This window comes from Streptomyces sp. NPDC058637, from assembly GCF_042717325.1.
In the GTDB taxonomy this organism is placed as follows: domain Bacteria; phylum Actinomycetota; class Actinomycetes; order Streptomycetales; family Streptomycetaceae; genus Streptomyces.
In genome coordinates this window covers 21084-32774 of the sequence record NZ_JBHXRD010000046.1, presented here as the reverse complement: position 1 = coordinate 32774, position 11691 = coordinate 21084, and the positions used below count along the sequence as shown (strand labels likewise).

Genomic DNA, 11691 nt, shown 5'->3' with positions numbered 1-11691 from the left:
TATGCATACAAAATGACCCTGCTAGATTGCCGAATCGATACGGCGGTGGTGTAGACCTTCGACCGGTCGGGAGGCAGTATCACCGGTCACCGACGGACCGTGACCGGTAGGAACCGACGTAAGGGTGAACAGGGCTGTGCAGCGGCGTTTTGTGGGTCTGACCGCGGTGATAGCCGCACTCGGCATGACGGCGACGTTGTCGGGCTGTGGGAGCGAGAGCGGTTCGGGGGACGTCACCCTGAAGCTGGTCGCGGCCGACTACGGAACCGACGCGGCGAGCAGCTCCGAGAAGTACTGGGGTGAGGTCGCCGGGAAGTTCGAGAAGGCCAACCCCGGCATCGAGGTCGATGTCCAGGTCTACTCCTGGAAGGACGTCGACCGCGAGGTCGCGGCCATGGTGAAGGCCGGCGAGGCCCCCGACATCGCGCAGATCGGGGCGTACGCCGACTACGCCAAGGCGGGCAAGCTCTACACCTCCGACGACATGCTCGCGATCCGCACCGAGTCCAACTTCCTGCCCTCGCTCAGTGACGCGGGCAAGGTCGACGGCAACCTCTACGGGCTGCCGTTCGTGGCCAGCACCCGGCTGCTCTTCTACAACAAGGGACTGTTCTCCGAGGCGGGTATCGACGCCCCGCAGACCTGGGCCGACATCCAGAGCGACGCCGCGGCCCTGAAGCGGCGCGGGGTGACGTACCCCTTCGCCCTGCCGCTCGGCCCCGAGGAGTCCCAGGCCGAGACCCTGATGTGGATGCTCAGCGGGGGCGGCGGCTACACGGACGACACCGGCAACTACGACATCGACTCCCCGGCCAACGTCCAGACCTTCACCTGGCTGAAGAACAACCTCGTGGGCAAGGGCCTCACCGGGCCCGTGGCCCCCGGCGAGCTCGACCGGGAGAAGGCGTTCGACGCGTTCACCAAGGGTGATGTGGGCATGCTCAACGGCCACCCGACGCTGATGCAGGAAGCCGAGAAGAAGGGCATCGACGTCGGCATGGTGCCGCTGCCCGGCCGCGAGGGGCCGACCAAGGGCTCGATGGGCGTGGCCGACTGGATGATGGGCTTCAAGCAGAACGGCCACCGCGAGGAGATCGGCAAGTTCCTCGACTTCGCGTACACGGACGACAACGTGATGGACTTCGCCGACCGGTACGACCTGCTCCCCGTCACCGGCAGCGCGTCCCTGGCGATGGAGTCCGACGGGAAGTACAAGTCGCTGCACGAATTCCTGGCGGCGCTGCCGAACTCCACGCTGTACCCGTTCGGCAAGACCTCCTGGGCGCGGGCCAGCGAGTCGATCAAGGAGCGGATCGGCGGCGCCGTCGAGTCGAACGGCAACCCGGAGAGCGTGCTCGGGGGGATCTCGGAGCAGGCGCGGCAGGTCGAGAGCGCGGAGTAGGTTGGTTGATATGACCGCCGACCCCGCCACCCCGCTCTCCGACCAGGAGCGCGCGGTACTCGCCGTGGAGCGGCGCTCCTGGTCCGGCCCCGGGGCGAAGGAACGGGCGATCCGGGAGCAGCTGGGCATCTCACCGGTCCGCTACTACCAGCTCCTCAACGCCCTCCTCGACGACCGGCGCGCGCTGGAGGAGGACCCGGTGACGGTGAACCGCCTGCGCCGGGTCCGGGACGCGAGGCGGGGCCGCCGCTGAGGCGGAACCGGCGCGCGGCCCGGACCCGGCGGACGTCTCCGGGCTCCCGCGGTACGCGAATCCGGGCCCGTCCCGGCCCTCCGACGGGCCCGGTCCGCACCACCGCGGCGGCCGGAAGCCGCGCGAGGTGCCGGCCCGCCCGATACGCTCGCCCGCATGGGTAACCCCGAGCACCCCCTCCCGATCCCGTCCACCCAGGCCGGCCGCGAAGGCCTCGCCGCGTTGCTCGCCCGGCCCGACCGGGCCGTCGTCGCGCTCGACTTCGACGGCACGCTCGCCGAGATCGTCCCCGACCCAGAACAGTCCCGCCCGCACCCGGGCGCCGTCCCGGCCCTCTCCGCGCTCGCACCGCGGGTCGGCTCCGTCGCCGTGATCACCGGCCGCCCCGCCGCCGTCGCGGTCCGCTACGGCGGCTTCGCCGGGGTGCCGGGCCTGGACCACCTCGTCGTCCTCGGGCACTACGGTGCCGAACGCTGGGACGCCGTCACCGGCACCGTGCACGCCCCCGAGCCTCACCCCGGAGTCGCGGCCGCCCTGGCGGAGCTGCCCGCGGTGCTGGAGGGGACGGGTGCGGGCAGCGGCACCTGGATCGAGGAGAAGGGGCGGGCGGTCGCCGTGCACACCCGCCGCGCGCCCGCGCCGCAGGCCGCCTTCGACGCGCTGCGCGGCCCGCTCGGGAACCTCGCGGCCCGGCACGGACTGATCGTCGAACCCGGCCGCCTGGTCCTGGAGTTGCGCCCGCCGGGCATGGACAAGGGCGTCGCGCTCGCGGAGTACGTACGGGAGACCGGCGCCGAGTCCGTCCTGTACGCGGGCGACGACCTCGGTGACCTCGCCGCGTACGCCGCGGTGGAGAAGCTCCGCACCGACGGCACCGCCGGCCTGCTGGTCTGCAGCGGCACCGAGGTCCCCGAACTCGTGGGGCGCGCCGACCTGTCGCTGCCGGGCCCGGCAGCGGTGGTGGACCTGCTGGCGACCCTCGCCCGGCAGCTGAGACAGCCGTGACCCGGCGCGAGGGCGGCGCCCTGGGGTCCTCCGTTCGGACCGGGCGGGATCAGGGAGCGGTGCCGGGCCCGGCGGGCCCGGCGTGATCCGAACGGGAGACCCTAGCCCCGCAGCGCGTCCAGCTGGTCCAGGAACCACCGCTGCGGCGGCAGTGAGGTCGCCGCGGCGGCAAGGCGCTTCGTCCGGGCGGCCCGCTCGTCGCGGTCCATCGTCAGCGCCTCGTGCAGGGCCACAGCCGTGGCCGACACGTCGTACGGGTTGACCACGATCGCGTCCTCGCCCAGCTCCTCGTACGCCCCCGCCTCCCGGGAGAGGACCAGCGCGCAGCCCTCGTCGGAGACGACGGGAACCTCCTTGGCCACCAGGTTCATGCCGTCGCGGATCGGGTTGACCAGCGCCACGTCCGCGAGCCGGTAGGCCGCCAGCGAGCGCGCGAAGTCGTCATCGACGTGCAGCAGGACCGGGGTCCAGTCCGGGGTGCCGTACTGCTCGTTGATTCCGTCGGCGACCCGCTGGACCTCCGCCGTGTAGGCGCGGTACACCGCGAGGTCCTGCCGGGAGGGGTAGGCGAACGCCACGTGCACCACCCGCTCGCGCCACTCCGGGCGCTCCTCCAGCAGCGCCCGGTAGGCGTGCAGGCCGCGCACGATGTTCTTGGACAGTTCCGTGCGGTCCACCCGCACGATCGTCTTCCGCCCGGCGCCCACCTGCTCCCGCAGCGTCCCCATCCGCTCGTCCACGTCCGCCTCGTGGGAGCGGCGGCGCAGGAAGTCCGCGTCGGCGCCCAGCCCGTGCACCCCGATCCGGGTGCGGCCGGTGCCGCCGAGGATCTCCGTGCAGCAGGAGATGAACGCATCCGCCCACCTGCGGGTCAGGAACGCGGCCCGGTCGGCGCCCAGGATGCCGCGCAGCAGCTGCTCGCCGATGTCGTCGGGCAGCAGCCGGAAGTAGTCCACCGGCGCCCACGGGGTGTGCGAGAAGTGTCCGATCCGCAGGTCGGGCCGGAGCTCGCGGAGGATGCCGGGCACCAGCGAGAGGTGGTAGTCCTGCACCAAAACCGCCGCGCCGACGCCCGCCTCCTCGGCGAGCGCCTCGGCGAAGGCCCGGTTGTACGCCTCGAAGGAGGCCCACTGCCGACGGAACTCCGCGTCGAAGACGGGCTCCACCGGCGTCTGGTAGATCATGTGGTGGACGAACCACAGCACCGAGTTCGCGATGCCGTTGTACGCGTCGGCGTGGACTCCGGCGTCGATGTCGAGCATCCGGACACCGGGCTCGCAGACGCCCCGCCGGACCGCCTCGCGGTCGCCGTCGCCGAGAGCGGCGCACACCCACAGCTTGTCCTCGACGGCGCTGAGGCCGGAGACGAGTCCGCCCCCGCCGCGTTTCGAGTCGAGCGTGCCGTCCTCACGCAGGGCGTACGACACCGGGCCGCGGTTGGACGCGACGAGGACCTGGGCAGCGTGCTCGGAGACCATGTACCCGAACCTAGCCCGTTCGGGAAGCCGCCAAACGTGAAGCAGGTCCCGCCTTGCTACGCCGCGTGGCGGGACGCGTACTCCGCGATCTCACGCATGGGCGGCCTTTCCTCCGTGTCCACCGCGTGGGTGCGCGGTACGAAGCCGTTCGCGCCCCGCTCGAACTGGGTGATCGAGGGCCGCACCAGATGCCCCCGGGAGAGCCGCAGCTGCGCCGTGCGGTAGATCGCGGCGGCCATCCTGCCGAGCGCCTGACCGTCCTGGTGGCGGTGTTTGCGTACGCCGACGTCGACCTGGGCCAGTGCGTCCAGGCCCACCGTGTGCAGGGCGTCGACGAGCAGGCCCAGCTCCACTCCGTAACCGACGGGGAAGGGCAGCCGTTCGAGCAGGGAGCGGCGCACCGCGTATTCGCCGCCGAGGGGCTGGACGAAGCCGGCCAGCTGCGGCCAGTGCAGATTGAGCAGCGGGCGCGCCACGAGCTCGGTGACCCGGCCGCCCTGGCCTGCGGTGTCTCCCAACGGGCGGTCGTACATGGCCTTGACGAACTCGACCTCGGGGTCGGTCAGCAGCGGGCCGACGATCCCGGACACGAAGTCCGCCGAGAAGTCGCGCAGGTCCGCGTCGATGAAGCAGACGATCTCCCCACTGGTCACCAGCAGTGACCGCCACAGCACTTCGCCCTTGCCGGGGACGGCGGGCAGCGAGGGGAGTATCGCGTCCCGGTGCACGACGCGGGCGCCCGCCCGCCGGGCGGCCTCGGCGGTGGCGTCGGTGGAACCGGAGTCGATCACGACCAGTTCGTCGACGAGCCTGACCTTCTCCATGAGCTCGCGCCTGATCTCCGTGACGATCGCGCCGACCGTCGCCTCCTCGTTCAGCGCGGGCAGCACGACACTCACGCTCGCACGGTGCGGATCCCTCGCCCGGGCGGCCGTGAGCCGTTCGAGCGGGCGGTCGGCGGCTGACCAGGAACGCCTGGTCAGCCAGCGTTCCACCTCTTCCAGCACGGTCGATACTCCCTGTATGTGATCCATCTCGCGGTTCGGACGACTATCTCCACCGCCCGGGGCTTCGGTTACAGTCTTGAGCAACGCGGATGGCCCTCGCATGTCGGGGTCGGTCCGCGAATAAACGCCCGGATCAATGGTCCGGTGCCATAGCGCTCATCCAGAGGGACTGAGGGAACGGCCCGTTGAAGTCCCGGCAACCCTCCTGCCGACCGCGAGGTCACGGTGGGGAAGGTGCCAATTCCGTCTTGTGGCGAAATACGTCGCGAGGAAGATGAGGAGAAAGGGCCTCCGCCATCATGGCCGTGCAGACAGTTGCATCGAACAACAATTCTTCCACCGTGGACCTCGGTCCCGCCGTCGCGCTTTCCTGCCGCGAATGCAGCGAGCGTTTCGAGCTCGGTCCCATTTTCGCCTGCGCGTCCTGTTTCGGGCCGCTCGAAGTGGCGTACGACCTGCCGAGCGGCTCCCCCGAAGAGCTGAAGAAGCGCATCGCCGAAGGCCCGGACAACATCTGGCGGTACGCGCCGCTGCTGCCGGTTCCCTCCGATGTCGCGGACAAGCCCAACATCAACCCCGGCTTCACGAAGCTGGTCAAGGCCGACAACCTCGCCCGTGAGCTGGGCGTCACCGGCGGCCTGTACGTCAAGGACGACTCCGGCAACCCGACGCACTCCTTCAAGGACCGCGTCGTCGCGATCGCCGTCGAGGCCGCCCGCGCCTTCGGATTCACCACCCTCTCCTGCTCCTCCACCGGCAACCTCGCCGGTGCGGTGGGTGCCGCCGCGGCCCGCGCCGGCTTCCGCTCCTGCGTGTTCATCCCGCACGACCTGGAGCAGGGCAAGGTCGTCATGGCCGCGGTGTACGGCGGTGAACTGGTCGGCATCGAGGGCAACTACGACGACGTCAACCGCTTCTGCTCGGAGCTCATCGGCGACCCGCTCGGCGAGGGCTGGGGCTTCGTCAACGTCAACCTGCGGCCGTACTACGGCGAGGGTTCCAAGACCCTGGCGTACGAGATCTGTGAGCAGCTCGGCTGGCAGCTGCCCGACCAGCTCGTCATCCCGATCGCGTCCGGATCGCAGCTCACGAAGATCGACAAGGGCCTCCAGGAGCTGATCAAGCTCGGCCTGGTCGAGGACAAGCCGTACAAGATCTTCGGTGCGCAGGCCGAGGGATGCTCCCCGGTCTCCACCGCCTTCAAGGCGGGCCACGACGTCGTCCGGCCGCAGAAGCCGAACACGATCGCCAAGTCCCTGGCCATCGGGAACCCGGCCGACGGCCCGTACGTCCTGGACATCGCCCGGCGCACCGGCGGTGCCGTGGAGGACGTGAACGACGAGCAGGTCGTCGACGCGATCAAGCTGCTGGCGCGCACCGAGGGCATCTTCGCGGAGACCGCGGGCGGTGTGACGGTCGGTGTGACGAAGAAGCTGATCGAGGCCGGTCTGCTGGACCCGACGCTGACGACCGTCGTGCTGAACACCGGTGACGGGCTGAAGACGCTGGACGCCGTCGCCCCGACGACCGGTGTGGCGGCCACGATCCGGCCCAGCCTGGAGGCGTTCCGCGCCGCCGGCCTCGCCGCCACCAACTGACCACCCGGGACCGAAGGAAGGCACCCACATGAGCGTCAAGGTCCGCATCCCCACCATCCTCCGCACCTACACGGGCGGTCAGGCCGAGGTCCCGGCAGAGGGCACGGTCCTCTCCGAGGTCATCGAGTCCCTGGAGAAGGACCACCCGGGCATCGCCGCCCGCGTCCTGGACGACCAGGGCAAGCTGCGCCGGTTCGTGAACGTGTACGTCAACGACGACGACGTGCGCTTCGAGGGCGGCCTGGCGACGGCCACCCCGGACGGCGCCGGCGTCTCGATCATTCCGGCCGTCGCCGGAGGCTGACCGTCGGACACAGCGCCGGAGGCTGACCGTCGGACACGGTCCCTGACGCTGACCGTCCTGCGCGGCGCCTGGGGCTGACGCTCCCGCCCGGCCGCACCACCGCGAGAACACCATTGCCCCCTCCGCGAGAGAAGCGGAGGGGGCAATTCTGCATGGTTGAGCGCGGTACAGTTGGGGAAGCCCCCTCAGCTGCCCGTGCCGCCCGCATATGAGAATGCGCCCGGTCGCGACTAGAAGCAGCCAAAGTACGTGAACCCTTTGTGGCATAAGCCGCCTTTGTCCGGCCCGAATTGCCCAGGATTATCACAAGTTCTCCATATCCGGGCGTTCAGCCCTGCCCAGAATTCTCGTCCGATTGACCTGTTGCAGAGGGCAGTTGGGCAGATACATTCGGCCGCGGTCGACGCGTTCCGACGCACGCCACCCTCTCCGGTCGGAGGGTGAGTTTGACCCGGGCCCGCGAAGTGCGGTGCTCGTGCAAGGGCCAGTAATAGGGGAGTTAGGCATGGCTCAGGGCACCGTCAAGTGGTTCAACGCGGAGAAGGGGTACGGCTTCATCGCGGTCGACGGTGGTGCGGATGTTTTCGTCCACTACAGCGCGATCCAGATGGACGGGTACCGCACCCTCGAAGAGGGTCAGCGAGTTGAATTCGAGATCTCGCAGGGCCAGAAGGGGCCGCAGGCGGACATGGTCAAGCTCGCCGTCGGCTGAGCTCGGCGCGGTCGGCCAACGACACTACTCACGCACGCAGGGCCCGTACCCCCGATGAGGGGTTACGGGCCCTTCGTGCGTCCGCGCGCCCCCTCCCGGCTGTCCGCGGACGGAGGGGGACGCTTGCACTCGCAGGGGTCGAGTGCTAATCATTGGCGTTAGCACTCTCCAGGTGAGAGTGACAGAACTTGGACCGGGCCGGTGAGGCCCGCAGGCTCTGTGGGGCAAGGAACCACAGAGCACGCTGGCCGTCCGTCGCGGGCGCCTCTCGGTCCGGAGAATCCACCCCTGTCCGGGAGGACCACTTCACATGGCCAAGATCATCGCGTTCGACGAGGAGGCACGGCGCGGTCTCGAGCGCGGGATGAACCAGCTCGCCGACGCCGTCAAGGTCACCCTCGGCCCCAAGGGCCGAAACGTCGTCCTCGAGAAGAAGTGGGGCGCGCCCACGATCACCAACGATGGTGTTTCCATCGCCAAGGAGATCGAGCTCGAGGACCCGTACGAGAAGATCGGTGCGGAGCTGGTCAAGGAGGTCGCCAAGAAGACGGACGACGTCGCCGGCGACGGTACGACCACCGCCACCGTTCTCGCCCAGGCGCTCGTCCGCGAGGGCCTGCGCAACGTCGCCGCGGGTGCCAACCCGATGGCTCTGAAGCGTGGCATCGAGAAGGCCGTCGAGGCCGTCTCCGCCGCTCTGCTGGAGCAGGCGAAGGACGTGGAGACCAAGGAGCAGATCGCTTCGACGGCCTCCATCTCCGCTGCTGACACCGAGATCGGCGCCAAGATCGCCGAGGCTATGGACAAGGTCGGCAAGGAAGGCGTCATCACCGTCGAGGAGTCCCAGACCTTCGGTCTGGAGCTCGAGCTCACGGAGGGTATGCGCTTCGACAAGGGCTACATCTCGGCGTACTTCGCGACCGACATGGAGCGTATGGAGACGTCCTTCGACGACCCGTACATCCTCATCGTCAACTCCAAGGTCAGCAACGTGAAGGACCTCCTTCCGCTGCTGGAGAAGGTCATGCAGTCGGGCAAGCCCCTGCTGATCATCGCCGAGGACGTCGAGGGCGAGGCCCTGTCGACCCTGGTCGTCAACAAGATCCGTGGCACCTTCAAGTCCGTCGCCGTCAAGGCTCCGGGCTTCGGTGACCGCCGCAAGGCCATGCTCGGCGACATCGCCATCCTCACCGGTGGCACCGTCATCTCCGAGGAGGTCGGTCTCAAGCTGGAGAACGCCGGCGTCGACCTGCTCGGCACCGCGCGCAAGGTCGTCATCACCAAGGACGAGACGACGATCGTCGACGGTGGCGGCGACAGCGACCAGGTCCAGGGTCGTGTCAAGCAGATCCGTGCCGAGATCGAGAACTCCGACTCGGACTACGACCGCGAGAAGCTCCAGGAGCGCCTCGCGAAGCTGGCCGGCGGCGTGGCCGTCATCAAGGCCGGCGCCGCCACCGAGGTGGAGCTCAAGGAGCGCAAGCACCGCATCGAGGACGCGGTGCGCAACGCCAAGGCCGCCGTCGAGGAGGGCATCGTCGCCGGTGGTGGCGTGGCTCTGCTCCAGGCCACGGCCGTCTTCGAGAAGCTCGACCTGACCGGTGACGAGGCCACGGGCGCCAACGCCGTGAAGCTCGCGCTGGAGGCTCCGCTCAAGCAGATCGCCGTCAACGGTGGTCTCGAGGGTGGCGTCATCGTCGAGAAGGTGCGCAACCTGCCGATCGGTCACGGCCTCAACGCCGCGACCGGCGAGTACGTCGACATGATCGCCGAGGGCATCATCGACCCGGCGAAGGTCACGCGCTCCGCCCTGCAGAACGCCGCGTCCATCGCCGCGCTCTTCCTCACCACCGAGGCCGTCATCGCCGACAAGCCGGAGAAGGCCTCCGCGGCCGCTCCGGGCGGCATGCCGGGCGGTGACATGGACTTCTGATCCTCGGATCAGCAGCTCCACGCGGCGTCAGCCGCATCCGCAGTACCTGTACGACGCCGGCCCCCGGGATCCGTCCCGGGGGCCGGCGTCGTTCCTGTTCGCGTGATCACGGAGGTGGCGGATACTGGTCCCTCCCCTTACCCGTCCCGAAGGAGCGCACGCCTGTGACCACGGACTCCCGGACAGGCCCGCCGGTTTCGGGCAGCGAGCGTGAGACCCTGCGGGCCTTCCTCGACTACCACCGGGCCACCCTGGCCATGAAGTGCGAGGGGCTGGACGACGAGGAGCTGCGGCGCCGGTCGATGCCCCCGTCCACGCTGTCGCTGCTCGCGCTGGTGCGGCACATGGCCGAGGTGGAACGGGCCTGGTTCCGCCGTGTGTTCGAGGACAACGCGGCGCCGATGGTCTGGTCCGACCGGATCGACTTCCAGGCCGCCTACGACGCGAGCGCCTCGACCAGGGTCGAGGCGTTCGGCGCCTGGGAGGCCGAGGTGGAGAACTCGCGCCGCGTCGAGCGGGAGGCCGAGTCCCTGGACCTGCTGGGCCGCCAGCCGCGTTGGGAGAAGGAGGTGTCGCTGCGCCTGGCGATGATGCACGTGCTCCTGGAGTACAGCCGCCACAACGGGCACGCGGACCTCCTGCGCGAGGGGGTCGACGGGACCGTGGGGGCGTGAGGACCACGCGCGCTGTGGCCCGCACCCCTTGACAAGGGGCTGCGGGCCACAGCTGTTCGACGGCGGTGAGGCGTGGGCACACCTGATTCCGGGGACACCGCTTCTTCCCGGATATCGGCTCCGGTCAGGACACACGGGTCGACGCGGCACTCCACCCGGAACGGCGGCACGAGGTTGAGTTCCGGCACCGGGCGGTAGCCGGGGCCGTCCGTCGGCAGGGCGGCCATGACGTCGTCCCAGACGCCGCAGTTCCGACACGTCCTGTACCGGTTGTGGATGCCCGTCCACAGGCCGAACCGCTCGGGCACGTCCGACCACCTGCACTCGGTGCATGCCTTGTGGAACCATCCCGGGTGGTGCGCACAGGCCGAATACGGCCGCGCGCTCAGGTCTCAGTGACAACTATGTTCTGGGTCCTCACGGAGCCCTGTCGGAGCCGGAGAAAGCATCCCACGTGAATACAGCGTGAGGGCTCTTACGCACCGGGCCGTGAAGATGGGCTAGCCACTGAGGTCTTCTCAGCGACCTTCTGATGGGCTCTCTCAGCCGACGATGCGAGCCGTGGCGAGGTCGGCGAGGATCTGATCCACGGTTTGGTGGGGTGTCTGGTTCGACGTGTCCAGCCAGAGGCCGCGGAGCGGGGTGTCCCGGCGTAGTGCGTCGTCCAGAATGTCGACCGTCCAGGGGCCTCCGTAGCCGTTCTTGTGGCGGCCGGCCTCACGCGCTGCGACTGCTTCGGGGCGGGGGGCAAGGACGACCAGATACAGGGGCCTCGCCGTCACGGCGTCAAGGTAGGCGTCCAGGTGCTCGCCGAGAACGACGTCTTGGACGACGACGGTCCATCCCGCCTGCGCGTACAGGTCTGCGACCGCGGCGGATGCCTGGTAGCGCAGTCGCAGCTGAGCCCTTCCCTCGACGGTCGGCTGGGGCGTGAACTCCTCGCGACCGGACACAATCATCCGCCGGAAGCTGTCGCCGCGCAGGTGCACGGAGCGTGGGAGCCGCTCGGCCAGCAGCTGGGCGACGGTGGACTTCCCTGACGCCATGACTCCGGTGACGAGCACGACTGCGGAACTGAGCTCCTGCACTGTCGGCCCCCGTCGTGGTGCACCTGAGTCGGAACTGCCGTGAAGCCCTTGGTAGGGCAGGTCTCACCACAAGATCATGTTCGTGACCAAGAGGCTTCACGTTGGTCACCTATGTTGCCACGCTCGATGTCCCCCGCCAGGTCGTGGACTACCTCGCCCGCCTACTGGCCGCGCACCGCCGCCTCATCGGCACTCCGCGGCTCGCGGGCGCTCGCGCCGTTCCGGCAGGCCGTGCTG

At 69.4% G+C, this 11691-nt stretch carries 11 protein-coding genes and 1 riboswitch; of the genes, 8 read left to right on the top strand and 3 right to left on the bottom strand.

The annotated features are described in order from the left end of the window. Positions 1-184: 184 nt before the first annotated feature. The 3 genes from ACFWVP_RS32035 to otsB all read left to right on the top strand — a co-directional run bounded on the left by ACFWVP_RS32035 (position 185) and on the right by otsB (position 2660). Positions 185-1402, top strand: coding sequence for an extracellular solute-binding protein (locus ACFWVP_RS32035; RefSeq protein WP_384501509.1), 1218 nt, complete (start codon positions 185-187; stop codon positions 1400-1402). Between the two features lie 10 nt (positions 1403-1412). Further along, positions 1413-1655, top strand: coding sequence for a DUF3263 domain-containing protein (locus ACFWVP_RS32030; protein ID WP_384501487.1), 243 nt, complete (start codon positions 1413-1415; stop codon positions 1653-1655). 156 nt (positions 1656-1811) lie between these two features. After that, positions 1812-2660: a trehalose-phosphatase gene (gene otsB / locus ACFWVP_RS32025; RefSeq protein WP_384501486.1), complete on the top strand. Its 849-nt coding sequence runs from the start codon at positions 1812-1814 to the stop codon at positions 2658-2660. 101 nt (positions 2661-2761) lie between these two features. Here otsB and ACFWVP_RS32020 read toward each other — a convergent pair whose 3' ends face one another. Then, a complete protein-coding gene (locus ACFWVP_RS32020) occupies positions 2762-4138 on the bottom strand; it encodes a trehalose-6-phosphate synthase (RefSeq protein ID WP_384501485.1) in 1377 nt (458 codons plus the stop codon). 56 nt (positions 4139-4194) lie between these two features. Further along, on the bottom strand, positions 4195-5145 hold the full coding sequence (locus ACFWVP_RS32015; protein ID WP_384501508.1) for a glucosyl-3-phosphoglycerate synthase: 951 nt from the start codon (positions 5143-5145) through the stop codon (positions 4195-4197). Positions 5146-5298: 153 nt separating this feature from the next. After that, a riboswitch (SAM riboswitch) is annotated at positions 5299-5426 on the top strand. Positions 5427-5444: 18 nt separating this feature from the next. Here ACFWVP_RS32015 and thrC point away from each other — a divergent pair. From thrC to ACFWVP_RS31990, 5 genes are all read left to right on the top strand, one after another. Next, positions 5445-6743: a threonine synthase gene (thrC, locus tag ACFWVP_RS32010; protein WP_384501484.1), complete on the top strand. Its 1299-nt coding sequence runs from the start codon at positions 5445-5447 to the stop codon at positions 6741-6743. Positions 6744-6771: 28 nt separating this feature from the next. Beyond that, positions 6772-7047 carry a MoaD/ThiS family protein gene (locus ACFWVP_RS32005; protein ID WP_384501483.1) on the top strand — a complete coding sequence of 92 codons (276 nt, stop codon included), beginning with the start codon at positions 6772-6774 and terminating at the stop codon, positions 7045-7047. A 505-nt stretch (positions 7048-7552) separates the two neighbouring features. Then, positions 7553-7759, top strand: a complete 207-nt coding sequence (locus ACFWVP_RS32000) for a cold-shock protein (protein ID WP_003967346.1) — start codon at positions 7553-7555, stop codon at positions 7757-7759. 310 nt (positions 7760-8069) lie between these two features. Beyond that, positions 8070-9692 (top strand): chaperonin GroEL, encoded by a 1623-nt coding sequence (groL, locus tag ACFWVP_RS31995; RefSeq protein WP_384501482.1) that lies wholly within the window; start codon positions 8070-8072, stop codon positions 9690-9692. A gap of 164 nt (positions 9693-9856) precedes the next feature. Next, a complete protein-coding gene (locus ACFWVP_RS31990; protein ID WP_384501481.1) occupies positions 9857-10366 on the top strand; it encodes a DinB family protein in 510 nt (169 codons plus the stop codon). 542 nt (positions 10367-10908) lie between these two features. Here the strand turns inward: ACFWVP_RS31990 and ACFWVP_RS31985 are convergent. Continuing rightward, entirely contained in the window at positions 10909-11454 is a 546-nt protein-coding gene (locus ACFWVP_RS31985) for an AAA family ATPase (RefSeq protein WP_384501480.1), read from the bottom strand. Between the last annotated feature and the right edge of the window lie 237 nt (positions 11455-11691).

What these genes read in the sequence shown, in the direction of transcription:
- ACFWVP_RS32035 (WP_384501509.1), top strand. Translation starts at nt 185, where the DNA reads ATGACGGCGACGTTGTCGGGCTGTGGGAGCGAGAGCGGTTCGGGGGAC.
- ACFWVP_RS32030 (WP_384501487.1), top strand. Translation starts at nt 1,413, where the DNA reads ATGACCGCCGACCCCGCCACCCCGCTCTCCGACCAGGAGCGCGCGGTA.
- otsB (WP_384501486.1), top strand. Translation starts at nt 1,812, where the DNA reads ATGGGTAACCCCGAGCACCCCCTCCCGATCCCGTCCACCCAGGCCGGC.
- ACFWVP_RS32020 (WP_384501485.1), bottom strand. Translation starts at nt 4,138, where the DNA reads ATGGTCTCCGAGCACGCTGCCCAGGTCCTCGTCGCGTCCAACCGCGGC.
- thrC (WP_384501484.1), top strand. Translation starts at nt 5,445, where the DNA reads ATGGCCGTGCAGACAGTTGCATCGAACAACAATTCTTCCACCGTGGAC.
- ACFWVP_RS32005 (WP_384501483.1), top strand. Translation starts at nt 6,772, where the DNA reads ATGAGCGTCAAGGTCCGCATCCCCACCATCCTCCGCACCTACACGGGC.
- ACFWVP_RS32000 (WP_003967346.1), top strand. Translation starts at nt 7,553, where the DNA reads ATGGCTCAGGGCACCGTCAAGTGGTTCAACGCGGAGAAGGGGTACGGC.
- groL (WP_384501482.1), top strand. Translation starts at nt 8,070, where the DNA reads ATGGCCAAGATCATCGCGTTCGACGAGGAGGCACGGCGCGGTCTCGAG.